This window comes from Streptomyces liliiviolaceus (assembly GCF_018070025.1).
GTDB classification, from domain to species: Bacteria; Actinomycetota; Actinomycetes; order Streptomycetales; family Streptomycetaceae; genus Streptomyces; species Streptomyces liliiviolaceus.
This window is the reverse complement of the sequence record NZ_JAGPYQ010000001.1, coordinates 7,193,854-7,219,005: the sequence shown is the minus strand read 5'-3', so window position 1 is coordinate 7,219,005 and position 25,152 is coordinate 7,193,854. Positions and strand designations below refer to the sequence as shown.

Below are 25,152 nucleotides of genomic sequence, written 5' to 3'. Positions count from 1 at the left end.
GACAGGGGGCGAAGGGCGGAGCGAGGGGCTGAGGGGGACGTACGTCCGAGGCCTACGGGCCTGGTGGGGCGCGCGACCGGCGGTAACCGGATTTGGCGGTGCCGCTTGTCAGTTGTGCAGGAACCGTGAAAAACTCTGCCCTTCGCGAGACGTCCCCTTCAACTCCCGTATTAAACGGGTGAGTTGACCCCACTTGAGCCCCCTTCTGGATGCAGGTGAAACCCCCACCCATGCCAGACCTGCCGACCCCTCAGGACGCCGCCGAGGCAACCTTGTTCTCGGAGTGCTGGGACGCGGTTCTTTCCTACGCCGACCTCTGCACCGGCGGCTCCGCCGACGCACGCCCCCTGGCCTCAGAGGCCTTCTCCCGCGGCATACGTGAAGCGCGTGCCGCGGAGGCCGAGACCGGCGGCAAAAGCTTCGGACGCCGGGCGCGCGCGCCCAGGCTGCCCCGCATACCGCTCCTCCTGACCGCCGTACGACAGACGACCATCGCCTGGGAGGCCCAGGGGATCGGTGACCGACTCGTACCCGAACTCCGGCTGTGGCTCAACTCCGAGCAGGCCGAACGCTTCTCCGGCCCGCCCCTGCACCGGCCACTCGCCCTGCGCGGGCTGCGGGACATGCAGGAACCGGACGCCGCGCTCCTGTGGCTGACCGAGGTCGAGGCCATGCCGACGGCCGCGGTGGCCCGCCGGCTCGGCCTCGATCCGGCAGGCGTCACCGAGGAACTGCAGCAGGTGCGCGGTGTGTTCCGCGACCGCTGCCACCGCAACCACCTCGACACCCCGCTCTCCGAGGAGTGCCGCAGTTACGCCCGGCTGCTCGACGCGGTCACCCGCTCGCCCGCCGCCGAGGTGCCGGACGACCTGTCACGGCACCTGGCCCGCTGCGTCGAGTGCGCGGAGGCCGCCGCCTGTCTCAAGCACAGCGGGGGCGGCCTGCCGTCCGCGCTCGCGGGCGGAGTCATCGGCTGGGGCGGCCTCGCCTACCTCGAACGGCGGCGCAGGGCCGTCGAGTCGGGGCTCAGCCGCAGCGCCGCCGACGACACGGAGGAAGCCGCCGCCTGGATGAAGGACAGCGGCGGCCGGCCCCGGATCGGACGCGCCGGGCTGCTGGCCGTGGCCGCCGGCGTCTCGCTCCTCGCACTCGTCGTGACCCTGGTGCCCTTCGGCTCGGGGGACGACGGCACCGAGACCGCCGCGGAGTCGGCGGGCCGGCAGCCCGTGGGGGAGCAGGTGCCCTCGTTCGACGGCCTGCCGTCCGGCTCCGGTTCGGTGGGCGAGTCGACATCGTCCACGGTCTCCCCGAAGACGCCGAAGTCCAGCGCCGGGGAGGGCGCCGGTGCGGGCTCGAAGTCGGAGAAGGAGGCCCAGGGCGACTCCTCTTCCTCCGCCGAGGAGGACGACGTCGTGCCCAACCCCAGCGAGCCCGCCGTCTGCCACGCCCGGTACGACCTGGTCAGCGAGTGGCCGGACGGGTTCCAGGCCACCGTCACCGTGAAGTCCGACTACGCCCTGGACACCTGGCGCGTCGGCTGGACCTTCCGCGACGGCCAGAAGATGACGCAGATGTGGGACGGCAGCTTCGACCAGAAGGGCTCCCGCGTGACGGCGAGCGCCGCCGACTACAACAAGTCCGTCGCCGCGGGCGGCTCACTCGCCGTGGGCTTCCTCGCGTCATGGCGCGACGGGAACTCGGCACCGGTCGACTTCACGTTGAACGGCCGCAGTTGCACGCACTCCAGCTGAGGCGTACGGGGCTGGGTTGAGCCGAGCCGAGCAGCGGGGCCGACCGGGTCGGAAAAACCGGTTGGCCCCGCCGCACGAGCGGGCTAGGGTCACCTTGTCCGAGCGGCGGCCGTACCGTGCCGCCGGTGTCGTACCGATGTGATCAGGGAGGTGTGAACGATGGCTGTCTTGGCGAAGGGCGCTGCCCGCATCCGGAAGTACATCGAATCCACCTCTGTGGTCACCGGCTGACACCCTCCTTCTCCGCGCCCGAGTGCGCGCGGCCGGGGCCACCCTTCGAAGGGTCACCCCTTGTCCTCCTCGTTCCTGTCTTCTCCTTCTTCTTCTTCTTCTTCGGCTCACCCCCTCGTGCCCTACGGCTGGGACGACGAGTGGGCCGCCGCGTTCGCGCCCCACGGTGAGCGCGGGCTCGTGCCCGGGCGGGTCGTGCGGGTCGACCGCGGTCAGTGCGATGTCGTCACCGCCGACGGGCCCGTGCGGGTCGACACCGAGTTCGTGACGCCGCACGATCCGCTCCGCGTCATCTGCACCGGGGACTGGGCCGTCGTCGACCCCGGCGGGGACCCCCGCTACGTACAGACGTATCTGCCGCGGCGTACCGCCTTCGTGCGGTCGACCTCGTCCAAGCGGTCGGAGGGGCAGATCCTCGCCGCCAACGTGGACTTCGCGATCATCGCGGTGTCCCTTGCGGTGGAGCTGGACCTCGGCCGGATCGAGCGGTTCCTGGCGCTGGCCTGGGAGTCCGGGGCCCAGCCACTGGTCGTGCTGACCAAGGCCGACCTCGTGCCGGACCCGGTGGGCCTCGCCTACCTCGTGCAGGACGTGGAGACCGCGGCTCCGGGCGTGCAGGTGCTGGCGGTCAGCTCCACGGACGGCGACGGGCTCGACGTGCTCGGCGCCGTCGTGTCCGGCGGCACGTCCGTGCTGCTCGGCCAGTCCGGAGCGGGCAAGTCGACGCTCGCCAACGCCCTGCTCGGAGAGGACGTCATGGACGTCCGGGCGGCCCGTGACGTCGACGGCAAGGGCCGGCACACCACCACGACCCGGAACCTGCTGGTGCTGCCGGGCGGTGGCGTCCTGATCGACACCCCCGGCCTGCGCGGGGTCGGGCTCTTCGACGCCGGCAGCGGTGTCGGGCAGGTGTTCTCGGAGATCGAGGAGCTGGCCCGGGGCTGCCGGTTCCTCGACTGCGCGCACGTGGCCGAACCCGGGTGCGCGGTGCTGGAAGCGCTCGAATCCGGGGTGCTGCCCGAGCGGCGGCTCGACAGCTACCGCAAGCTCCTGCGCGAGAACCAGCGGATCGTGGCCAAGACCGACGCGCGCCTGCGCAACGAACTGCGGCGGGAGTGGAAGCGCCGGGGCGCCGAGGGCCGGGCCGCGATGGAGGCCAAGCGCGGGAACCGGGCCTGGCAGTGAGGTGCGCGGGGGTGGGCGGACCCGCCCGCCCCCGCACACCGGGTGCCGGAAACGCGGCGTCCGAAATCCGCCAGCCCGCAGATCGGCGCGGGCGCAGACTGGAAGGGTGATCGACGAGGAGACCGGATACGGAGCCGTACGCAGCCGGGACGCCCGGTTCGACGGGGCGTTCTTCTTCGCCGTGCGGACGACGGGCATCTACTGCAGGCCCAGCTGTCCCGCGGTGACGCCCAAGCGGCAGAACGTGCGGTACTACGCCACGGCCGCCGCCGCGCAGGGCTCGGGGTTCCGGGCCTGCCGCCGGTGCCGTCCCGACGCCGCGCCCGGGTCCGCCGAGTGGAACGTACGCGCCGACGTCGTGGGCCGCGCGATGCGGATGATCGGCGACGGAGTCGTCGACCGCGAGGGCGTCGCCGGGCTCGCCGTCCGCCTCGGCTACAGCGCCCGCCAGGTGCAGCGGCAGCTCACCGCCGAACTCGGCGCGGGACCCGTGGCCCTCGCCCGCGCCCAGCGGGCCCACACCGCACGGGTGCTCCTACAGACCACGGAGCTGCCCGTCACCGAGATCGCCTTCGCGGCCGGCTTCGCGAGCGTGCGCCAGTTCAACGACACGATCCGGACCGTGTACGCGTCCACCCCGACGGGGCTGCGCACCGCCGCGCACCGCGGTGGCACACGCCCGGCCACCCCCTCCGCCGGTGTCCCGCTGCGCCTCGCCCACCGCGGCCCGTACCAGGCCGCCGCCGTCTTCGACCTGCTCGGCGCCGAGGCCGTACCGGGCGTCGAGGAGGTGACGGGCGACCCCGGGTCCCGCACCTACCGGCGGACCCTGCGACTGCCGTACGGGACGGGCGTCGTCGCCGTCGGGGAGCGGCTGTCGGACGCGTCCGCCCACAGCAGCGGCTGGCTCGACGCCCGGCTGCGCCTCACCGACCTGCGCGACCTCACCACCGCCGTGCAGCGGCTGCGCCGCCTCTTCGACCTCGACGCCGACCCGTACGCCGTGGACGAGCGGCTCGGCACGGACCCGCGGCTCGCCCCGCTGGTCGCCGCCAGGCCGGGACTGCGCTCGCCCGGCGCCGCCGACCCGGAGGAACTGGCCGTCCGCGCGCTCGTCGGACCCCGCGAGGCCGAGCGGCTCGTGCGGGCGTACGGGAAGGCGCTGGAGTCGCCCTGCGGGACGCTCACGCACGTCTTTCCCGAGCCCGCCTCCCTGGTGGGGGCGAGCGGCCCGCTGGGCGCCCTCGCCGCGGCCCTCGCGGACGGCGGTCTGCGGCTCGACCCGGGCGCCGACCGGCAGGCGGCGCGGGCCGCCCTGGAAGCCCTGCCCGGCCTCGACGCCCACGCCGTGGCCGTCATCCGTACCCGTGCGCTCGGCGACCCCGACGTGGGCCCGCCCGGCGTACCCGTCCCCGACACCTGGCGGCCGTGGCGCTCCTACGCCCTGCGGCACCTCGAAGCGGCTGCGCGGCAGCCGGGAAGCGAAGACAAATGACCACGTACCACACCTCCCTCGACAGCCCCGTCGGTGAACTCCTGCTCACCGCCGACGAGTCCGGAGCGCTGACCTCCCTGTCCGTGCCCGGCCAGAAGGGCGGCCGCACGGTCGGCCCCGACTGGCGGCACGCGCCGGAACTCTTCACGGAGGCCGAGCGGCAGCTCGCCGCCTACTTCGCCGGTGAACTAAAAGAATTCCGGCTGCCGTCGCGGACCAGCGGCACCGAGTTCCGCGAGAAGGTCTGGGACGCCCTCGACTCCGTCCCCTACGGCGAGACCACCACGTACGGCGAGATCGCCGCGCGCATCGGGGCCTCGCGCGTCGCCGTGCGGGCCGTCGGCGGAGCGATCGGCGCCAACCCGCTGCTGATCGTCCGCCCGTGCCATCGCGTGATCGGCGCCGACGGCTCCCTCACCGGATACGCGGGCGGGCTGGAACGCAAGGTCCGGCTCCTCACCCTCGAAGGCCGCTGAGACCGATCGCCGATCACTCCTCCAGACCCCAGCTGTGGATCCGGCGGGGATGGACGCGGATCAGCTCCTCGCTGAAGTGCGGGCCCAACTCGTGCGGCCCGGTCAGGAGTTCGGCGTCCCCACGGATGTCCACCCCGCGCACCTTCCAGGGCCGGAGGCTGACGATGTCGTCGACGACGAGACCGACCTTCGGATTCTTCTGGAGGTTGCGCCACTTCTTGGTGCTTCCCATGGCATAGCCGCCGATGAGGATCGTCCCGTCGTCCTGCGGAAAGAAGCCGACGGGGTTCGCCTGCGGCTGGCCGTGCTGATCGACGGTGGCGAGGCGGCCCAGCCGCTGGGACTTCAGGTACACCCGTTCGGCTTCACTGAATGCGGTCATGTCAGCAGCCAAACACGGTTTTCCCGCCCTCCGCACCGGATCCTGTCCCCGGGCCCCCGGCACCTGTACCCCGCGGGCCCCATTCGGGCTCCGTCGGTGGAAGGCAGGAACGCATGGTCGAGGTCGGACGAAGAGACGCCTGCCGGGCCCTGACCGCCGTCGCCGGCGCGCTGGCGCTCACGCTGCTGGGCACGGCCGCGGCCCACGGCGGGCCCCCGGCCACCCCCGACCGCACCGGCGCGCGGGCCGCCGCCGCGCACTGGACCGGCACCTGGGAGGCCGCTGCCTCCGGCACCGCGGCCCCGCTCCCCGGCGCCTCGATCCGCAACGTCGTCCGTACGAGCGTCGGCGGTACGGCCGTGCGCGTACGCGTCTCCAACCGGCTCGGCACCCTGCCGCTGGTGCTCGGCGCCGCCACTCTCGCCCGACAGCGGGCGAACGCGCCCAAAAGCCCGCAGGCCCTCTCCGGCACCATGCGCACCCTCACCTTCGGCGGCCGGAAGAAGATCACCGTGCCGGCCGGCCGGGACGTCGTCAGCGATCCCCTCACCCTGAACGTCCCCGCCGCCACGAACCTCCTCGTCACCCTCCACACCCCCGGCGACTCGGGCCCCGCGACCTACCACCGCGACGCGCTCCAGACCAACTTCCTCGCCCTTGACGGCAATCGCGCGACGGAGACGAGCGGCGCGGCCTACAAGGCCACGACCACCTCCTGGTACTACGTGACCGGCGTCGACGTACTGCGTCCGCAGGCCCCCGGGAGCGTGGTCGCGCTCGGCGACTCCCTCACCGACGGCTCCGGCTCGACACCGAGCGCCAACCGCCGCTGGCCCGACCGGCTCGCCGAACGGCTCCGCGCCCTGCCGGCCGACCGGCGGCAGGGTGTGCTGAACGCGGGCGTCGCCGGCAACCGGCTGCTGCTCGAAGGGCGCGGGCCCAGCGCGCTGGCCCGCCTCGACGCCGATGTGCTCTCCCGCACCGGGGTGCGCACGCTGATCGTGATGGAGGGCGTCAACGACATCAAGAGCGCGCCTAACCAGACCGACCCGGCCGCCCTCGGCGCCGCGTACCGCGAGATCGTCCGGCGCGCCCACGCCCGCGGGATCCGGGTCGTCGGCGCCACCATCACCCCGTTCGGCGGCCACGGCAGCCACACGGCGGCCCGCGAGCGCGTACGCCGGTCGGTCAACCAGCTCATCCGCGCCGGCGGGCTGTTCGACGCGGTCGCCGACTTCGACGCCGTGGTCCGCGACCCGTCCCGGCCGGACCGGATGCGGGCCGCCTACGACCCCGGGGACCATCTCCACTTCAACGACGCGGGCATGCGCGCACTGGCCGACAGCGTCGACCTCACCGACCTCTCCCGGTGACCCGGTGACCCGGTCAGCCCCAGACGACGGCTCCCAGCCATGCCCCCGCGATCAGCAGACAGGCGAACAGCTCCACCAGCACGCTCGTCCCGCCCCGGCGCATCACCCCGCGTACGGACGTCATCGCGTCCCCGTGGCTCCCGAGCCGCAGCCGTTCGGCGAGGTAGACGCCGCCGAGGCAGCCCGGTATCGCGCCGAGCACCGGCACCAGGAAGAAACCGAGGAGCGCGCCGACGCCCGCGTACACCGCCATTCGGGGGGTGGCGCCGCTCGCCCGCAGCGTACGCGGCGGCAGCCACCAGCGGATCACCTGGACGATCAGGAGAGCGGCGGTGGCGCCCACGAGCACACCCCAGGAGAGCGCCCGCGGTTCCTCGAACGCCCACCACAGGACAGCGGCCCACACGAGCCACGACCCCGGCGCGCCGGGCACCAGCACCCCGCTCAGGCCGAGCAGCAGCACCACACCGACCAGCAGGAGTTCCCACGCTCCCATCTGCCCAGGGTGCCCCAGGACGGGGGAACGCGCAGGTCAGTCCGGTGCTGATGCCGCGGTCCTGCCCTCCTCGCCCCGGGCCACCCAGCCCTTCTCGTACGTGTGCCAGCCGAGCTGGAGGCGGGTCGTCACCCCTGTCAGCTCCATCAGCCGCTTCACCCGGCGCTGTACGGTCCGCAGCCCCAGGTCGAGCTGTTTGGCGACGCTCGCGTCGGTCAGCCCGGCGAGGAGCAGGGAGAGGATCTCCAGGTCGGTGCCGTCCGGCCCGTCCCGCTCCTCCTCGACGACGGTGGCGGGCGCGCCGGGCGTGCCGGGGATGCCGAGGCGCAGGGGCAGTGCGTCCCGCCACACCGACTCGAACAGACCCGACAGCGATTCGAGCAGCCCGCTGGCGTGGACGACGAGCGCGGCGGGCTCCAGGGCCTGCGAGGTCAGCGGCACCATGGCGAGGGCCCGGTCGACGATCACCAGTTTGGTCGGCACCTCGTCCACGACCCGTACGCGCTCGTCACGGCCGAGGGCCGCGGACAGTTCGGCGATGCCGCCCGGCAGGTGCAGGACCGACCGTTCGACGACCACGCGGTAGCGGACGCCCCGGTCGGCGGCCTGCTCCTCCGCGTCGTTGTCCGTCCCGGAGACGACGACGGGGTTGCCGGTGACCAGGGCGCACACCTCGTCGGTCGCGCCGAGCTGGAGCTGCAGGAAGCGCTGGGCGACCGCGGCGGCGCCGGTCACCACCTCCACCAGGTCGACGGCGGCGGGTTCGGTGGCCTGCGCGCGGTACTCCTCGGCGAGCAGCGCCGCCGTCAGCTCGGCCTGGTCCAGCTCGTGGCGCCGCTGGGTGAGCAGCGCGCCGAGCGCGACGCCGGGCGGCGCGGCGACCCAGCGGCCGGAGCGCGCCGACGACTGGGCGGCCAGCCCGTGCCGCTCCAGCCTGCGCAGCGCGCGTTCGGTGTCGTACTCGCCGAGCGTGAGCCGCCGCGCGAGATCGGGCACGTCGGCGGCGCCCACGGACACCAGGGCCCGGTACGCCGACTCGTGTGTGTCGTCCAGCCCCAGTGCTGCCAGACCTGTCGCTCCGAGCATGCGGCGCCGCCCCTCCCCGAACACCGGCCGTGGCGGAAAACGGCCACGGCGTAAAACCGCCTCCGCACATCATCCCCGTACCGTCCGTCTCTCTGCCAAGGTGGCGCCTGGACGGTACGGGGCACCGGCCCCGGCGTGCACCGGCGAGGACCGGCCAATGCCCGGGACGACGGGACTCCGACGGATGAACCGGACAACGGGTGGAACCCGTCCGGTGCACACAGCTCGGTCTCAGGTGAGCAGGTCACACTCGGGGCCGGAACGGCCGGTTCCGTGAGGGATCCGGTCATACAGGCGCCGCCGGGTGGTTCTCCCGTGGGGGGTGGGACTGCCCGGCGGTCCCGTATCGCTGGTTTTTCCCGATGCCCCGTTTTCATCCGGCCTCAGCGGTGGACAATTACGGGCATGAGCCAGCAGGGGGAGAGGCCGACCGGTCAGCAGGACGACTGGTGGGGACAGCTGTACGACGACTCGACGGGGGACACCGGCCCGGCACCCGCCCCGGACTCCCTGGACGACCGCTTCGCCTCGGCGACAGACACACTGGGCACACAGCCCACCCAGGACCCCGCAGTCCCACCGCCCTGTGAGGGGCGCGGGGAACGGCGCGGCCAACCCCCACGACCGGCACCCGACACACAACCTGCCGGTACGCCCACTGAAGGCCCCGCGGGCCCGAACAGCGGCCACGCACCCGAGCCCCCTAAGGGGCGCGGGGAACTGCGCGACCAGCCCCCACGACCCGCACCCGACACACAACCGGGCGGTACGCCCCCACCCTGGTGGCCCCCCAACACCCCCACGGCGGAAAGCCGCCCCGCCGCGGACCCACGCACCCCCGCCGAGGCCGGAGACCCCCAGTCCGACCCCCTGTGGCGCAGCGGACTGCGCCGCCAGCGCGCCCCCTGGGAGGCCCCTCCGGCAGCCCCGCCGGGCCCGACCACCTTCCAACAGGGCCAGGACCAGGGCCAGGCCATGTCCACGGAAGTCCCCCCGCCCGCCGCGGAGGCGCACGCGGCGGACCCCGGCAAGGGTCCCGCCCCATGGCCCCAACCCCCCGGCGGCCCACCGGCCATCAGCCCCCCACCCACCGTCGGCACCCCACCCACCCGCCCCGACACCCTCCTCGACATCCCCACCGACAAGCCGTCCGACCAGAGCGACCTGGGCGACCAGGGCGACCAACGCGACCGGCCCAGCCTCCGCGTGCCCGAAACCCCCACCCCCCTCGACCACGTCGGCTCCGGCCCGCCCACCTACGACGCCGAACCCACCGCGCTCCCGCCCGCCGACCCGGACGACCTCGACGACCTCGTGGCCGACACCGTCCTGGACGGCGCGTCGTACGGCACGTACACCCTGCGTGCCGTGTCCGTGCGCGGGGACTCCGCCCGGTTCCGGGGCGAGCCGCGCAGGGACTCCCTGCTCACCGCCCGCTTCGGCACCGGCGACGACGCACTCGTCCTGGTCGCCATGGCGACCGGCGCCCGCGCCACCCCGGACGCCCACCGCGCCGCCGCCGAGGCCTGCGAGTGGATCGGCAGGGCCGTGGGCCGCAGCCACGCCCGGCTGGCCGAGGACATCAGGGCAGCGAGGCGCGGCGACCTGAAGTCGGGCCTGCACCGCCTCACCGACCGCAGCCTCGGCAGACTGCGGGCCACCGCGGTCGAGCGGGGCGTCGAGCCCGAGGAGTACACCGCGAGCCTGCGCTGCCTGCTCCTGCCCGCCGACCCCGAGTGCCGTACACGCGTCTTCTTCGGCGTCGGGGCGGGCGGCCTGTTCCGCCTGCGGGACGGCGAGTGGCAGGACATCGAACCGCGCGTCGCGGACGCCACGGGCGAGGCCGTCGTCGGCTTCGGATCGCTGCCCCACGGGGCGCCCCACGAGACACCGCACGACGCGCCCCGCAACGCGCCCCACGAGACGCCCGACGGCGACCGTCTCACCATGGACCTGGGCATCACGACACCCCCGAGCCCGTACGAACCGGCGCCGGAACCGCCGCCCCGCGACCCCTTCCGCTTCCGTGCCTCCGTCGCCCGCCCGGGCGACACGCTCCTGCTGTGCAGCGGCGGCCTCGCCGAACCCCTGCGCGGCGAGCCGGGCCTGGTCGAACACCTCACCTCCCGCTGGGCGGGCAGCGAGCCGCCCGGCGTCGCCGCGTTCCTCGCGGACAGCACGGTCCGGGTCAAGGGGTACGCGGACGATCGGACGGCCGCCGCCGTTTGGGAGGCGTAACCGCGCCCGCTGTGAACAGATGGGACCTGAGGGGATCCCGTGACAGCGAACGACGACGGTCGTCGGCGGTCGTCAGCGATCGACAGCAAAGGGCGTGTGACTCATGGCCAAGCAGAACGTCGCCGAGCAGTTCATCGACATCCTGGTCCGGGCCGGCGTCAAACGCCTGTACGGAGTCGTCGGCGACAGCCTCAACCCGGTCGTCGACGCGATCCGGCGCAACTCCGCCATCGACTGGATCCACGTCCGGCACGAGGAGACGGCGGCGTTCGCGGCGGGCGCCGAGGCCCAGATCACCGGCGGTCTCGCCGCCTGCGCGGGCTCCTGCGGCCCGGGAAACCTGCACCTCATCAACGGCCTGTACGACGCCCACCGCTCCATGGCCCCCGTGCTCGCCCTTGCCTCGCACATCCCCTCCAGCGAGATCGGCCTCGGCTTCTTCCAGGAGACCCACCCCGACCAGCTGTTCCGCGAGTGCAGTCACTACAGCGAGATGATCTCCAATCCGCAGCAGATGCCCCGTCTGCTGCAGACCGCCATCCAGCACGCGGTCGGCCAGGGCGGTGTGAGCGTGGTGACACTGCCGGGCGACATCGCCGACCAGCCCGCACCGGACAAGGCCGCCGAGACCGCCCTCGTCACCTCCCGGCCCACCGTGCGCCCGGGCGACACCGAGATCGACAAGCTCGCCGCGATGATCGACGAGGCCGACAGGGTCACGCTCTTCTGCGGCAGCGGCACGGCGGGCGCGCACGCCGAGGTCATGGAGTTCGCCGAGAAGATCAAGTCCCCGGTCGGGCACGCCCTGCGCGGCAAGGAGTGGATCCAGTACGACAACCCGTACGACGTCGGCATGAGCGGGCTCCTAGGGTACGGCGCCGCCTACGAGGCCACCCACGAGTGCGACCTGCTGATCCTGCTGGGCACCGACTTCCCGTACAACGCCTTCCTGCCCGACGACGTCAAGATCGCCCAGGTCGACGTACGGCCCGAACGGCTCGGTCGTCGTTCGAAGCTGGATCTCGCGGTGTGGGGCGATGTGAAGGAGACCCTGCGCTGTCTCACCCCGAGGGTGAGCCCCAAGACCAACCGCCGCTTCCTCGACAAGATGCTCAAGAAACACTCGGCGGCGCTCGACGGAGTGGTCAAGGCCTACACGCGCAAGGTCGACAAGCACGTCCCGATCCACCCGGAGTACGTGGCCTCGGTCCTCGACGAACTCGCCGACGACGACGCCGTGTTCACCGTCGACACCGGTATGTGCAACGTGTGGGCGGCCCGCTACGTCACCCCCAACGGCCGCCGCCGCATCATCGGTTCCTTCTCGCACGGCTCCATGGCGAACGCCCTGCCGCAGGCCATCGGCGCCCAGTTCACCGACCGTGGCCGCCAGGTCGTCTCGATGTCGGGCGACGGCGGATTCTCCATGCTGATGGGCGACTTCCTCACCCTCGTCCAGTACGACCTGCCGGTGAAGGTCGTCCTCTTCAACAACTCCTCGCTGGGCATGGTCGAGCTGGAGATGATGGTCGGCGGTCTTCCGGCGTACGGGACGAGCAACAAGAACCCCGACTTCGCCGCCGTCGCCCGGGCCTGCGGTGCCTACGGCGTACGCGTCGAGAAGCCCAAGGAACTGGCGGGCGCCCTGAAGGACGCCTTCAGGCACAAGGGCCCCGCCCTCATCGACGTCGTCACCGACCCGAACGCCCTGTCCATCCCGCCGAAGATCAGCAAGGAGATGGTCACCGGCTTCGCCCTGTCGGCGTCCAAGATCGTCCTTGACGGGGGAGTGGGCCGCATGGCGCAGATGGCCCGCTCGAACCTCCGTAACGTGCCCCGGCCGTAAGGGGCCTGTGACCGGTCCCGGCCGGGGCCGTCAGTCGGCGGGGACCCACTTGCGCTCCGACCCTTCCGTTCCGTACCAGTAGCGCGGCAGACCCTTGATGGCGCTCGTACGGAACGGACGGCCGTGGTCGTCGATGCGGACCGTGCCGGTGCGTCCCTCGGAGGACCAGTCCAGCTCCAGGTACCAGTCGCAGCCGCAGGTCTCCGTCTGCGCGGTGACCAGCAGGACCTCCGGGTCCGAGGCCGACACCCGGTAGGGCATGCGCACGGCCGGGATCGGCGTGCCGGTGTCGTTGCCGGGCACCGCGCGGGCGATCGGGCGGTCCTTGTCCAGGTCGACGGCGAAGGAGCGCGGGGTGATCGAGCCGCCGCAGCCCTGGTCCATGGCGTACACGGTGCCGGGATCGGGGGCGGTACGGCCGACCACCCGGACCCGCAGATCCGTCAGGACGACGGCGGTGGAGGACCGGCCCTGCACCGAGATCTCCACGTCGGTCTCCCGGCCGTGCACCGCGCCCTGGGTGGCCGCCCAGGTCCCGGCGTCCTGCGGGGCCGGCGGTGGCGGGACCTGCCCGGGGTCCTTGCGGATGACGTAGTCGTGGCCGCAGCCGAGCTTCCAGGCCTGTGAGTTCGCGGTCCAGGTGAGGGGCGAGGAGACGGTTCCGCCGCCGTTGGGCTGCTGCTTGCCCTTCGTGCCCTTCGTACTCGAAGGCGCTCCGCCACCGGGGGACCTGGACGCCTTGCCCGTGGCGCCGGCCGAGGGCGAGGCGCTGCTCCCGCTCGGGGACGGGCTCGTCGACGGGCGGTGGCGGGTGTCCGAGACGGTCGGCGTGGGGGACGGGCGGACGGTTCCGGAGGCGTCGTCGGCCGACCGGTCGCCGGAGAGGGCCGACAGGCTGCCCAGCGTGAGAAGCAGCGCGGACGCCGCCGCGACGGTGACGGTGATCCGCCGTCGGTACCAGGCGGGGCGGGGGTGCGGGGTGGCGGCGACTCCGGCTCCGGCGCTGGCGCCGGTGGCGGTGGCGGGGACGGCGTCGTCCGCCTCGTCCGACTGCGGTCCGTCGTTCTCCGTCGGGGTCGGGGTCGGGGTCGGGGTCGGGGTCGGGTCCTCCGACGTGCCGGGGGTACGTGGCCGCTGCCGGGCCGCGACCGCCAGGATCCACCGGCGGTGCAGTTCGAGCCGTTCCTCCGGCGTCGCCCCGCACAGTGCGGCGAACCGCTCCACAGGGGCGAAGTCGAGCGGCACCGCGTCACCGGCGCAGTAGCGGTGCAGCGTCGAGGTGTTCATGTTCACCCGGCGAGCCAGGGCGCCGTAACTGCGGTCCGTCCGCGCCTTCAGACGTCTCAGCAGTGCCGCGAACTCCTCGACGTCCTCGTCCCGAGTCGACACCGTTCCCCCGTACTGGTCGTCGCCCCGGCCGAGGGGCCTGTCCCGGCCCGGGACGAGCATCCCAGGCACTCCATATACCTGCACGTCAGAAGGGATGGGATGGTTCCACCGTGGCGGAAACGGCGTCGCCTGTTGCGCACGCCCCGAGTGACGGCTGATGCTTCTGGTGTCGCACCGACCGCCGCCGGACCGACCAGCCGACGGCAGCCCACGACGGGCCTTCGCGACACCACCCATCACTTGTGCAGGCGATTCGCCATGCACACGGATCGGCCCTGCACACGGATCGTGCAGGCATTCAGACCCAGGGGGACATCCAATGAGCAAGCGCACCCGAGGCGTGGCGATCACCGCACTCGCCGCCGCGGCCCTCGCCGTCGGTACGGCACTCGCCGGCCCGGCCGGTGCCGTCGTGAACACCTCGGCACCCGTCCAGGTGACGTCGAGCGGTACGCCCAAGTTCCTGTCGGCCGCCCAGCTGCCGCCGCACCCCTCGTCCGCCTGGACGGCGGGCAAGGTCACGCCCGGTGTTCCCGACGAGCTGCTGTTCTGCCTTGAGGACGCGCTGCCGGGCTACGACTCCTCGTACCGGGACTTCCGTACCGACCTGGAGACCAACGCCCAGCAGCTGACCATCGTCGTCGGCAGCAACACGAAGGCGGCTGCCCTCGCCAAGCGGCTGAACAAGGAGATCAAGGCCTGCGCGGCCAAGGCGGAGCAGGCCGATCCCGAGGTCGAGGCCACCCTGAAGGACTACGGCACGCTGCCGGTCGAAGAGGGCGCCCACGTCTACGGGATGCACACGAACACCTCCTGGGGCGCCACCGACATCAACCTCTACTCGGTCGGCCGGGACGGCCGGGCCGTCACCGTCGTCAAGTGGGGGCAGATGGGCGACTTCTCCGACGCGCCCGTGAAGGCCTTCAGGAAGACGACGACCACCGCGGTCGACAAGCTCTACTGACCGCCACCCGAGCCGGGGCCGCCCTCACGCGACGGGGGTCGAGAGGGCGGCCCCAATCGAACATGACCGATGAGCACCGTGACCACGAAAACGGGGAACACAGACCGATGAACAGCAACAACGCCGGCAGCAACAGCGGCAGCGCCACCGGGGCCACCACACACAGGCGGGGACGCCGTGCCGCGCTGATCGCCGGCCTCGTCGCCGCGACCGCCCTGCCGCTCGCGATCACGGCGTCGGCCGAGGCGACCTCGGCCGGGCCGACGGCGGGGACCGCCGCGTTCCGCTCGATCAGCGGGCAGCCGTCGAGCTCGGTGAGCCGGATCGCCGACTTCTACGGCGCGTACATCGACGCGCAGAGCGGCCCGGGCGAGGGCGGGAACCTGGTCACCGAGCTGCGGAAGTACTACGTGGACGCCGACTATCTCAAGGAGATCGAGGCCTGGGAGGACGCGAACCACGCGGACGGCGTCCTGCGGGCCCAGAACGTGCCGGCGAAGTGGACGGTCACCGACAATGGCAAGGCGGACCACTCCGAAGCGGTCGTGACGATGACCTGGGGGGACAGGACCACGACCGAGCTCGTCGTCGACATGAACCGTGACCACGAGATCATCCACATCGGGGACGAGGGAATCGGCGGCAAGTAGGCGAAAGCGACGGCCGCGTACGGCCGACTCGCGTACGGCCGGTGCGGGAGGTTGCTGTCGGCAGATGGGCCGAGCGCCGACGACCGTCAACGCCGGCCGGGGACATCGGCGCGAAGCGGTGTGCGCCCGTCCGGTACATCGCTGCCCGGTGCGGCGGCTGGACGGTGCCGCCTCCCGCACTTGGCCCGTCGCTCCCGCCCGGGCCGCGACCGGCGCGGGCCGCCGCGGGCGGGGCGGCGTCGCCACGTCCGGCGGCCCGCCCGCCGTGGACCGTCCGCCGTGCGGCCGGAGTCCCCCCATGTCACCAGTGCGTTCGCCGGTCGTCCGGGAGGGGGCGTACGCGATCGGTCGTGCGGCTCGCGCCCGCCGGGGCCCGACATGCTCGCCGCGTCCACCACCTCTCGTCGTCCGCGGGGCCTTTCCGGAGGCTTCGCGGGTGTGATCCGTCATCGGCCGGCCTGCGTTGAACTTTCGTCAACGACCCACGTCCAGCGAGTAATTGAAGAATCGACATGACTGCCTGGTTTCCTGGCGGGGCATGCATTCCGTGAACGTGTTCGAGCAGGAGGGGTACCGAGAGCGGCGGGGGTCATGGAGAGGTATGCGCGACGAGGCGGTCCCGTTTTATCCGGGGCCTTCTCGGCGGAGACGGTGAATTCGGCCACGACCGTGGAGGACACGGCGAACACGGCGGAGATCGCGTTCGAACAGCAAGGTCTTCAGGAAGGCCTGTCGCACCTCAGGCGCAGGCTCCGGCGCTGCGACCTGCGGGCCGTGCCCGAGGTCCGCAGGGCGCTGCGGGAACTGCTCGCCCACTGGGGGAGGCCCGGCAGGTCCGAGACGGCGGAACTGCTCACCAGCGAGATCGTGACCAACGCGCTCGTCCACACCGATCAGGAGGCGCTGTTCACGGCGACGATCGGCCCGCGCGGACTGCGGGTGGAGGTAAGGGACTTCGAGGCACGCAGGCCGAGGCTGCGGATACCGAACCCGGACGAGGGCACGCACGGCAGGGGCCTGATCCTGGTGCAGTCGCTCGCCGACTCATGGGGCGTACGGATGCACGGGGTGGGGAAGGCGGTGTGGTTCGAACTGGATGGGGGCGCGGCATGAGCTGCCGCGCCCCCATCCAGAGTCGGAGCCGTTGAGAAGCCCCGGGTCGTGCTCAGCCGAACTGCTGCTCCAGGTCCTTCAGCTTGCGCTCAAGGGAATCGAGTCGAGGGAGGGCCATTGTGTCGTCCTCCGCGGTGAGATCGACCGTCCCCGAGTCCCCGCTTCGCCGGACCGGCTGCAACGAGGGTCGGGCGCGGGAAGGTAGTTCCGGCGTTGATATGGCAGGCTCCGAGGTGACCTGGGTGGCCGTTTGGGCCGACTGGAGTTCCGCCTGACGGCCGCCCCGGCCGAGCGCGCCGCGGTGGCCGCGGGTGATCGCCTTGATCCGGGCACGGTCCAGCTTCTCCTGGTCGCGCCGGCGAAGGCGGTTCTGCTCCTTCTCCCGCTTGTCCTCGCGTACTTCCTCGACCGCCTCGTCCAGGCTGCGCACGTTCTCAAGGAGCATCAGCGACCAGGCGCCGTACGTCTCACGAGGGGCGCGCAGCCACCGTACGATCCGGATCTGGGGCAGCGGCCGGGGCACCAGGCCCTGCTCACGCAGAGCGGCGCGACGGGTCTGCTTCAGCGCGCGGTCGAACAGGACGGCGGCCGACAGGGACATGCCGGCGAAGAAGTGCGGGGCACCCGCGTGGTCGAGGCCCCGGGGGGCGTGCACCCAGTTGAACCAGGCGGCGGCGGCCGCGAACGTCCACACGAGTATGCGGGAGCCGAGCGCCGCGTCACCGTGGCTGGCCTCGCGCACCGCGAGCACGGAGCAGAACATGGCCGCGCCGTCCAGGCCGAACGGCACCAGGTACTGCCAGCCGCCGGACAGGTTCAGATTCTGCTCGCCGAAGCCGACCAGGCCGTGGAAGGAGAGGGCGGCGGCGACCGCGGCGCAGCAGAACAGCAGGACGTAGGAGGCGGTGCCGTAGATGGCCTCCTTGCGTCTGCGGCGTTCTTCCGAGCGCTCCCAGGAGTCTTCGGTCTGGGTCTTCTCCCCGGCGCGCTTGCCACGCGCGAGCACCGCAACCGCCGCCAGCAGGCCCAGGAGCAGCACGGCGCCGGGTAGCAGCCAGTTCAGCGATATGTCGGTCAGTCTCATCTGGGGTCCCTTGCATTGGGATAGGGCGTAACGCCCGTCATAGTGGCCCAATCCCGCGGGTCCTCAGGGGGTTTCGGGGCAAGAGGCCGCCAAGAGAGTGCAAGGGGATGCGCGTGGGCGGCATTCTCCTCGAACTGCCGCTTGAGGAGCGGGAGTTGAGTTCGAGTTAGATTACCCGTACGGGTGGTTCCACGGAAAGTTCCTGCGCCAAGTGAGGATATTGTGAACCAGCCGTGACCTCGGTGCCCGTGTTTACGGCAAAGAACCCGGTGTCAGGCCGAGTTGATCTTACTGGACGCGGAAGGTGATCTTGCGCGGGCCTCAGGCCGCCGCCGGGGCCGCTTCCGCAGCCTGGGTCGCTTCCGCCGTCAGCTTCGCGATGCGTACGGCCTCGGAGTTCCGGGGGCAGTTGGCGCAGGTGTCCTCGGCGTCGAGGGTGTAGTAGAAGCAGCAGCTGGCCCGGTCCCGGGTGGGCAGGCACTCGCCGTTCGAACCGGTCACCTCGCGGAAGCCGGCCGTGCCGACGTACGGCTTGGTGGTGCGGGGGAACAGTTGCTCCAGCTCCCGCGTCGCACGCTCCTGCTCGCCGAGCAGACCGGCGACGTAATGGAGGCTCTCGACGACCTCGTCGGTCGCCATGGCCCACAGGGCGCGGCCCCGGCGCCGCATGCGCGGGCCGAAACCGGTCAGGACCGGCTCCAGGTGCTCGGCGACGGACGCCCGCACCTCGGCGCGCAGGGCCTCTTCGTCCGGGACGACACGGGCGCCGGGCAGTGCCGCCGCCGGGTCGTCCGGCAGACAGGCGAACGCGCCGACGCGCACCGCGATACGGCCGGGCATGCGCTGGAAGGTGACGTCCTGTACGGGGAAACGGGGGACGCGGCGCAGTACGAACCACGGAACCGTGATCAGCAGACAGGCCGGCCAGGCGTACCGGTGCAGACCGAAGCTGGCGACGACGTCCGGGCGTGCCCGGCGGCCGTGGTCGGCCAGCACCTGCTCGTCGTCCCACGCGAGGAAGGACTCGAACTCGGGCCCCGCCTCCGCGAGCCTCGCGACACCGACCCGCCCGTCGCCCGTCGGAGCCGGTTCGCCCGGGGCGAGCTCCGTCACACCCAGCGCCGGGAACACCTCGGTCATCCGCGTGTACGCCTCGGTGAGGACCGAGTGGGCCGGGTGCGCGCCGCCGGTGGTCACGGGCGCCGTCGCGGCCGGGGCGGGAGCGGACATGCGGGACCCCGTTTCTCGATCTTCGACAGGTAAGGCTTACCTTACCCGATAGGGTCGAGGTTTACCCTGTTCTGTCGGGGTCACGACGGACCCACCCGACATTCCCACCCGCACACCCAACGCCGGCGCCGGCCCGGAGGAGGCTCCCATGGAGGACGACCGTCCGACGGACACGCGCCCTACGGAGACGCGTCCCGCGGAGGCGGGTTCGAAGGGGGCTGTTCCGCGGGTTCCGCAGCAGGCACGGGCGGAGAGCCGTGGCGGCGGCAGCAGCGGCAGCGGTGGCGGCGTGCGGCAGCGTGGGGTCGCTCGGGGCGGCTCCGGCGTGGCGGCTCCCGCCGCTCCCATCGCCCCCGTCGCGCACGCGGTCCGCGGTGAGCACACCCACAGCGAGACGCCGCTCCCCCAGCCGCGGGTCACGCGCGACGCGTCGACCGCCGTGCCCGGGGCGGAGAGCCGCCGGACCGCCACGGGCGCTCCCGGCCGCGCCCCGGAATCCTGCGAAGCGGCGACTGCGCCTTCCGGTGCTTCCGAGGGCCCGGACGCACCGGGTGGTCCCGGGCGTGCCCCGGCGTCGTTAGGGGCGCCAGAGGCCCCTGGTGCCCCTGTTGCCCCCGGTGCTGTCGAAGCCCCGGAAGGCCTGGACGGGCCAGGTGCTGCCGGGGGACGCGGTACGCCGTCGGGGCGGCGGGTGCCCGATGCCCGTACCGCCTCTGTCGGTCCCGTCTCCGGGCCCGTCTTCGCCGTCGCGGCTCCTCGGCCCGTGATCCAGCGGTTGTCCGTCCGCGGGCAGGTGCTCGACGCGTTGCGGTCCGCCCTCGTCGCCGGTGACCTCGCCCCCGGTGAGGTCTACTCCGCCCCCGCGCTCGGTGAACGCTTCGGTGTGTCGGCGACGCCCGTGCGCGAGGCCATGCAGCAGCTCGCGAACGAGGGCGCGGTCGAGGTCGTGCCCAACCGCGGCTTCCGCGTCATCCGGCGCGGGGCCCGGGAGCTGGCCGAGCTGGCCGAGATCCGGGCCCTCGTCGAGATGCCGGTGATGCTGCGGCTGACCCGTACGGTGGCGGCCCCCTGCTGGGCGGAGCTGCGGCCGCTCGCCGACACGACCGTGGCCGTGGCGGCCACCGGGGATCTCGCGGGCTATGCCGAGTCCGACCGTGTCTTTCACGCGGCGGTCCTCGCGCTGTCGGGCAACCGGCAGCTGGTGCAGCTCGCGGATGATCTGCATCGGCGTGCGCAGTGGCCGATGGCCGGGGTGGCCGCTCGGCGGGTGCGGGGGGATCTTCTCGCCGATGCGGTTCAGCACACCGCCCTTCTCGATGCGCTGTCCGCCGGGGACGTTGCGGGGGCCCAGGCCTTGATACGGGGCCATTTCCCTGGCGCGTGACCGGTGCCCCGGGGGCGGGACACGCAGACCGGCTGCTTTTAGGGGCGCGGGGAACTGCGCGACCAGCCCCCACCGGACCCGCAGACGAACACGGCCGGACGGCACCCCACGCTTCTGAAAGCCCCGCCGCGAAGGGCGGTTGGGGCTGCGTGGTCCCCAGCCGCCCTGTGCCTCTAGAGGGAGGTCGTCGTGGGCGTCATGCCGTGGCCGCCGGGGGTGTGAGCTGGCCCGCCAGCCAGGTCGGGACGCCGCCCAGGAGTTTGAACAGGCGGCCCGCCTCCGCCCGGAGGCGGGATGCCTCCGGTTCGGTCTCCGCGTCGGCCAGGGACGCCAGCGCCGGAGCCGTACCGACCAGATAGCCCAACTCCTCGCGGATGCGCAGGGATTCGGCGAAGCCGTGCCGGGCCTCCGCCAACTCGCCCTCGCGCAGCGCGAGTCCGGCGAGGTGGCGCCAGGTGAAGGACAGCAGCAGCGGGTCGTCGTGCGCGGTGGCGCCCGCGTGGGCCCGGCGGTAGGCGGCGCGCGCGGACTGCGGCGAGTGCGCCAGGTTCTCGGCGAGCAGCCCGCGCCGGAAGTCCAGCAGCGCCCGCCCCTTGGCGCCCGGCGCGATCAGAGCCGCCGCCCGGCCGAGCGCGGCGCGCGCCTCGTCGGCGCGGTCGCGGACCGCGAGCAGCGTGGACGCGTACGCGAGCTGCCCGCGCTCGCACGCCGCCGCGCCCCGCTCGTCGTCGCTCTGGGCCAGCGCCTCCGCCGTACGCAGCGCGTCCTCCGCCTCCGCCCAGCCCTGCTCGGTGTAGAGACAGCGTTCGACGAGGAGTGCGGCTCTCTGGAGGGCCGCCGATGCCGTGTGTGGTTCCAGGAGAGCGGCCGCGTCGGCCCAGCAGGCGCGCGAGCGCAGCCGCCATACCGCGGTCTGGAGTGGATCGTCCCCTGCAGTCGTTCCGTAACCAGACATGGCGGGATGCGCCACGTTGCCCTCCCCGAGCACGCCATTGAGCTGTTGAGTGGTGGCGGCATCTCAGCACGAATCAGCGCGCCCGGCCAAGGGGGTGGGTGAAGGATTTCACAAAGTCGTGGGGCGGAGAAGAGACTTGGTGACCGTTCCGGGCTCCCAGCCGCGTCCTGGCGACGGGGACCGTGCCGTCCGCGACGCCGTGACCTCAGCTCATCCGCAGCGCGAGGAAGAAGTCCAGCTTGTCCTCAAGGCGGGAAAGATCTCGGCCCGTCAACTGCTCGATACGCCCGACCCGATAGCGCAGCGTGTTGACGTGCAGATGCAGCCGGGCCGCACAGCGCGTCCAGGACCCGTCGCAGTCGAGGAACGCCTCCAGCGTCGGGATCAGCTCGGCGCGGTGCCGGCGGTCGTACTCGCGCAGCGGGTCCAGCAGCCGGGCCGTGAAGGCGCGGCGCACGTCGTCCGGCACGAAGGGCAGCAGCAGGACGTGCGACGCCAGCTCCTGGTGGCCCGCCGCGCACACCCGCCCGGGCCTGGCCGCGGCCACCCGGCGCGCGTGCCGGGCCTCCTCCAGGGCGCCGCGCAGCCCCTCCGCCGAGTGCACGGCCGCGCTGACACCCAGTGTGAGCCGCCCGTCGCCGTCGAGCCCGGCCGACAGCGGCTCCCGTACAGCCTCCAGGATCGCGTCGGCGAGCAGGCCCGTCTCCGAGCCGTCGTGCTCCGAGGAGACGGCCGGCAGCGGGACGAGCGCCACGGCCTCGTCACCCGTGTGGGCGACCGCGATCCGGTCCGAGGGCTCGGGCCCCGACGACCGCGGGTCGACCAGGATCTCCTCCAGCAGCGCCTGCGCCACCGGACCGCCCGCCAGACCTCCCGCGGGCGCCTCGGTGCGTCTTCCCCCGACGGCGGACTCGGCGGGGAAACCCGCGGGCCCGCCCCCCGCCTCGTCCCACTCGACGCGGGCGACCACGACCTGCCAGTGCGGGGCCGCGCCCAGCCCCGGCAGCAGCACGGGCGCCGCGACCCGCAGCCGTGCCGCGATCTCACCGGGCGCGGCGCCGGTCTGCACCAGCTCCAGCACCTCCTGCGCGAGCCTGCGCCGCACGGTGCGCGCCGCGTCCCGGCGGTCCCGTTCCACGGCGATCAGCTGCGTCACGCCCTCCAGCAGGTCCAGCCGCTCCTCCGGCCAGTCCCCGGCGTCCGCCTCGACCGCGAGCAGCCACTCCGACAGCACCGTCTCGCGCACGTCGCGCGCCGCCGCCGTACCGCGTCCGCCGCCGCGGACCGGGAACAGGGAGTACGTGGCCGGGCCCACCGCCACCCGGTGCGGGCCGCGCCGGCCCGAGCGGACCGCCGCAAGGTGCTCACCGGCCAGCGCGGCGCACACCCCCGCGGGCAGCTCGCTCTCCGCGAGCCGCGAGCCCGCGATGAGGCGCCCGGCGGGGGAGAGCACCCAGGCCCGCAGGTCCAGGTCGGAGCCGAGCAGGTCCAGGACCACGTCCGGGCCGCCGCCCGCCGGGCCGGAGGTCATCATCCGGCGGTGCCGGTCCACCACGGCCGCCAGATCACCGGCGCGCTCGCCCGACACCTGCCGTACGACGTGCTCGGTGATCGTCGCGAAGGCCACCGACTCGTTCACGGCGAACAGCGGCAGCCGGTGCTGCGCGCAGGCCGTCACCAGATCGTCCGGGACCGCGCCCAGCTCGGCCTCGCCCGCGGCCAGTGCCGTGACCCCGGCGCCCGCGAGGAGCCGTACGAAGGGCTCGGAGTCGGCCGGGCCGCGGCGCCAGGCAAGACCGGTGAGGACCAGCTCGCCGCCCGACAGATAGCGGCTGGGGTCCCGCAGGTCCGTGGTCATCACGCCACGCACCGTGCGGTCCAGCTCGTCCTGGCCGCCGAGCAGCCGCAGGCCCAGCGCGTCCGTGTCCAGCAGTGCGCGCAGCCGCATCTCGTCGCCGCCGTTCTGTCTCGAAAATTACGATGGATGGGGAACCGATGGAGGGGGTCGAACCGATGAGGGGGAGAGAGGAGGACTCGTTCCGGCCGGTGACCGGCGCGCAGCGGGCTGCGTCCGACGTTTCCCAGGGAAAGCCAAGAGGTTACTGATGACCTCCGTTCATACGAATCTACAAGATGCGCGCCCTGGCCAGCCAACTCCTTCATGGTTTCGGTGACTGACCCCGTTGGAGGAACGCGCTGTGTACTGGCTCCCATCCACGTGAACACCTCATGAACGAGCCCGGGCCGCCGCACACGATCTGGCTTGATCAGCACCCTCCACGAGACGAAGAAGAGAGCCGGTCATGGACTTCCTTCGCCCCGCCAGCTGGGAGGAGGCGCTCGCCGCGAAGGCAGCGCACCCCACAGCTGTGCCGATTGCGGGTGGCACCGACGTGATGGTCGAGATCAACTTCGACCACCGCCGGCCCGAGTACCTGCTGGACCTGAACCGCATCGGTGAGCTGGGCGACTGGGAGGTCGGCGAGGAGTCGGTCCGCCTGGGCGCCTCGGTCCCGTACACGGCGATCATGGACAACCTCCGCGGCGAGCTGCCCGGCCTGGCCCTGGCCTCCCACACCGTGGCCTCCCCGCAGATCCGCAACCGCGGCGGGGTCGGCGGCAACCTCGGCACCGCCTCCCCGGCCGGTGACGCCCACCCCGCCCTCCTCGCGGCGGGCGCCGAGGTCGAGGCCGAGTCCGTACGGGGCTCGCGGCTGATCCCGATCGACGACTTCTACACCGGGGTGAAGCGCAACGCGCTCGCCCCCGACGAGCTGATCCGCGCCGTCCACATCAAGAAGGCGGACGGCCCCCAGCAGTACTCCAAGGTCGGCACCCGCAACGCCATGGTGATCGCGGTGTGCGCCTTCGGCCTCGCCCTGCACCCCGCCACCCGCACGGTCCGCACCGGCATCGGTTCGGCCGCGCCCACCCCCGTACGGGCCAAGGCGGCGGAGGAATTCCTGAACGCGGCGCTCGAAGAGGGCGGCTTCTGGGACAACGGCAGGATCATCACCCCGTCGGTGGCCAGGCAGTTCGCCGAGCTGTGCGCCGGCGCCTGCAACCCCATCGACGACGTCCGGGGCACCGCGAGCTACCGCCGCCACGCGGTGGGCATCATGGCCCGCCGCACACTGACCTGGACCTGGGAGTCGTACCGCGGCACCGCCGCCCGCACGGAGGGAGTCGCGTAATGCGCGTCAGTTTCACGGTCAACGGCCGTCCGCAGGAAGCCGACGACGTGTGGGAGGGCGAGTCCCTGCTGTACGTACTGCGGGAACGGATGGGCCTGCCGGGCTCGAAGAACGCCTGCGAGCAGGGCGAGTGCGGCTCCTGCACGGTCCGCCTCGACAACGTTCCGGTGTGTTCGTGTCTGGTCGCGGCCGGGCAGGTCGAGGGCCGGGACGTCGTCACGGTCGAGGGCCTCGCGGACTTCGCCAAGCAGCGCGCGGAACACGGCGGCTGCGCCTCAGGGGCCCACGAAGGTTCCGGGGCCCACGAAGGCTCCGGAACCCCCGGTGCCTGCGGTACGCCGCTGGACGCGGCCAAGCGCTGGCAGGCGCGGCCCTCCGACTCGCAGACCGGCGAGGGCGCCGAACTGGCCCCCATCCAGCAGGCGTTCATCGACGCCGGAGCCGTCCAGTGCGGCTTCTGCACCCCCGGCCTGCTGGTCGCGGCCGACGAGATGCTGGAGCGCAACCCGACCCCGACCGACGCGGACATCCGCGAGGCGCTCTCGGGCAACCTCTGCCGCTGCACCGGCTACGAGAAGATCATGGACGCGGTCCGCCTGGCGGCCGCCCGTCAGGGAGAGGCGGTCTGAC

Annotated in this window: 21 protein-coding genes; 13 read left to right on the top strand and 8 right to left on the bottom strand. The window is 72.8% G+C overall.

Features of this window, described 5'->3' with window-relative positions; genetic code table 11:
- The first annotated feature begins 230 nt into the window (after positions 1-230).
- From J8N05_RS30860 to J8N05_RS30845, 4 genes are all read left to right on the top strand, one after another.
- Positions 231-1,751 carry a cellulose-binding domain-containing protein gene (locus J8N05_RS30860; protein WP_210888709.1) on the top strand — a complete coding sequence of 507 codons (1,521 nt, stop codon included), beginning with the start codon at positions 231-233 and terminating at the stop codon, positions 1,749-1,751.
- Positions 1,752-2,042: 291 nt separating this feature from the next.
- The gene (rsgA, locus tag J8N05_RS30855) at positions 2,043-3,167 is read left to right on the top strand and encodes a ribosome small subunit-dependent GTPase A (RefSeq protein WP_210888708.1); all 1,125 of its coding nucleotides are present in this window, start codon (positions 2,043-2,045) and stop codon (positions 3,165-3,167) included.
- Positions 3,168-3,276: 109 nt separating this feature from the next.
- Positions 3,277-4,662: an AlkA N-terminal domain-containing protein gene (locus J8N05_RS30850; RefSeq protein WP_210890508.1), complete on the top strand. Its 1,386-nt coding sequence runs from the start codon at positions 3,277-3,279 to the stop codon at positions 4,660-4,662.
- On the top strand, positions 4,659-5,138 hold the full coding sequence (locus J8N05_RS30845) for a methylated-DNA--[protein]-cysteine S-methyltransferase (RefSeq protein WP_210888707.1): 480 nt from the start codon (positions 4,659-4,661) through the stop codon (positions 5,136-5,138). The genes J8N05_RS30850 and J8N05_RS30845 overlap by 4 nt, the downstream gene beginning before the upstream one ends.
- Before the next feature lie 13 nt (positions 5,139-5,151).
- Here J8N05_RS30845 and J8N05_RS30840 read toward each other — a convergent pair whose 3' ends face one another.
- Positions 5,152-5,520, bottom strand: a complete 369-nt coding sequence (locus J8N05_RS30840; RefSeq protein WP_210888706.1) for a PPOX class F420-dependent oxidoreductase — start codon at positions 5,518-5,520, stop codon at positions 5,152-5,154.
- A gap of 113 nt (positions 5,521-5,633) precedes the next feature.
- Between J8N05_RS30840 and J8N05_RS30835 the strand changes: the two genes are divergently transcribed.
- Positions 5,634-6,893: an SGNH/GDSL hydrolase family protein gene (locus J8N05_RS30835; protein ID WP_210888704.1), complete on the top strand. Its 1,260-nt coding sequence runs from the start codon at positions 5,634-5,636 to the stop codon at positions 6,891-6,893.
- Between the two features lie 13 nt (positions 6,894-6,906).
- Here J8N05_RS30835 and J8N05_RS30830 read toward each other — a convergent pair whose 3' ends face one another.
- Entirely contained in the window at positions 6,907-7,389 is a 483-nt protein-coding gene (locus tag J8N05_RS30830; protein WP_210888702.1) for a DUF456 domain-containing protein, read from the bottom strand.
- Between the two features lie 36 nt (positions 7,390-7,425).
- The gene (locus J8N05_RS30825) at positions 7,426-8,475 is read right to left on the bottom strand and encodes a helix-turn-helix transcriptional regulator (protein WP_210888701.1); all 1,050 of its coding nucleotides are present in this window, start codon (positions 8,473-8,475) and stop codon (positions 7,426-7,428) included.
- A 405-nt stretch (positions 8,476-8,880) separates the two neighbouring features.
- On the opposite strand from J8N05_RS30825, the gene J8N05_RS30820 reads away from it, so the two are divergent.
- Positions 8,881-10,713, top strand: a complete 1,833-nt coding sequence (locus tag J8N05_RS30820; RefSeq protein WP_210888700.1) for a protein phosphatase 2C domain-containing protein — start codon at positions 8,881-8,883, stop codon at positions 10,711-10,713.
- A gap of 103 nt (positions 10,714-10,816) precedes the next feature.
- Positions 10,817-12,559: a pyruvate dehydrogenase gene (locus J8N05_RS30815; protein ID WP_210888699.1), complete on the top strand. Its 1,743-nt coding sequence runs from the start codon at positions 10,817-10,819 to the stop codon at positions 12,557-12,559.
- 30 nt (positions 12,560-12,589) lie between these two features.
- On the opposite strand, the gene J8N05_RS30810 is transcribed toward J8N05_RS30815, so the two are convergent.
- Positions 12,590-14,008 (bottom strand): helix-turn-helix domain-containing protein, encoded by a 1,419-nt coding sequence (locus J8N05_RS30810; protein WP_210888698.1) that lies wholly within the window; start codon positions 14,006-14,008, stop codon positions 12,590-12,592.
- 259 nt (positions 14,009-14,267) lie between these two features.
- On the opposite strand from J8N05_RS30810, the gene J8N05_RS30805 reads away from it, so the two are divergent.
- The 3 genes from J8N05_RS30805 to J8N05_RS30795 all read left to right on the top strand — a co-directional run bounded on the left by J8N05_RS30805 (position 14,268) and on the right by J8N05_RS30795 (position 16,675).
- The gene (locus tag J8N05_RS30805) at positions 14,268-14,912 is read left to right on the top strand and encodes a hypothetical protein (RefSeq protein WP_210888697.1); all 645 of its coding nucleotides are present in this window, start codon (positions 14,268-14,270) and stop codon (positions 14,910-14,912) included.
- Positions 14,913-15,019: 107 nt separating this feature from the next.
- Positions 15,020-15,562: a hypothetical protein gene (locus tag J8N05_RS30800; RefSeq protein WP_247706570.1), complete on the top strand. Its 543-nt coding sequence runs from the start codon at positions 15,020-15,022 to the stop codon at positions 15,560-15,562.
- Between the two features lie 651 nt (positions 15,563-16,213).
- Positions 16,214-16,675: an ATP-binding protein gene (locus tag J8N05_RS30795; RefSeq protein ID WP_383945673.1), complete on the top strand. Its 462-nt coding sequence runs from the start codon at positions 16,214-16,216 to the stop codon at positions 16,673-16,675.
- 52 nt (positions 16,676-16,727) lie between these two features.
- Here J8N05_RS30795 and J8N05_RS30790 read toward each other — a convergent pair whose 3' ends face one another.
- Both J8N05_RS30790 and J8N05_RS30785 read right to left on the bottom strand, forming a co-directional pair.
- Positions 16,728-17,759: a DUF2637 domain-containing protein gene (locus J8N05_RS30790; RefSeq protein ID WP_210888694.1), complete on the bottom strand. Its 1,032-nt coding sequence runs from the start codon at positions 17,757-17,759 to the stop codon at positions 16,728-16,730.
- Positions 17,760-18,080: 321 nt separating this feature from the next.
- Positions 18,081-18,989, bottom strand: coding sequence for a (2Fe-2S)-binding protein (locus tag J8N05_RS30785; RefSeq protein ID WP_210888692.1), 909 nt, complete (start codon positions 18,987-18,989; stop codon positions 18,081-18,083).
- 439 nt (positions 18,990-19,428) lie between these two features.
- On the opposite strand from J8N05_RS30785, the gene J8N05_RS47620 reads away from it, so the two are divergent.
- Entirely contained in the window at positions 19,429-20,373 is a 945-nt protein-coding gene (locus J8N05_RS47620; protein ID WP_407699986.1) for a GntR family transcriptional regulator, read from the top strand.
- A gap of 196 nt (positions 20,374-20,569) precedes the next feature.
- On the opposite strand, the gene J8N05_RS30775 is transcribed toward J8N05_RS47620, so the two are convergent.
- Together J8N05_RS30775 and J8N05_RS30770 are read right to left on the bottom strand one after the other, a co-directional pair.
- Positions 20,570-21,343, bottom strand: coding sequence for a hypothetical protein (locus J8N05_RS30775; RefSeq protein WP_210888688.1), 774 nt, complete (start codon positions 21,341-21,343; stop codon positions 20,570-20,572).
- A 190-nt stretch (positions 21,344-21,533) separates the two neighbouring features.
- Positions 21,534-23,276, bottom strand: coding sequence for a PucR family transcriptional regulator (locus tag J8N05_RS30770; RefSeq protein ID WP_210888686.1), 1,743 nt, complete (start codon positions 23,274-23,276; stop codon positions 21,534-21,536).
- A gap of 355 nt (positions 23,277-23,631) precedes the next feature.
- Between J8N05_RS30770 and J8N05_RS30765 the strand changes: the two genes are divergently transcribed.
- Positions 23,632-24,522, top strand: a complete 891-nt coding sequence (locus tag J8N05_RS30765; RefSeq protein WP_210888685.1) for an FAD binding domain-containing protein — start codon at positions 23,632-23,634, stop codon at positions 24,520-24,522.
- A complete protein-coding gene (locus J8N05_RS30760) occupies positions 24,522-25,151 on the top strand; it encodes a (2Fe-2S)-binding protein (RefSeq protein ID WP_210888682.1) in 630 nt (209 codons plus the stop codon). Before J8N05_RS30765 ends, J8N05_RS30760 begins: the two co-directional genes overlap by 1 nt.
- The last annotated feature ends 1 nt before the right edge of the window (position 25,152 follow it).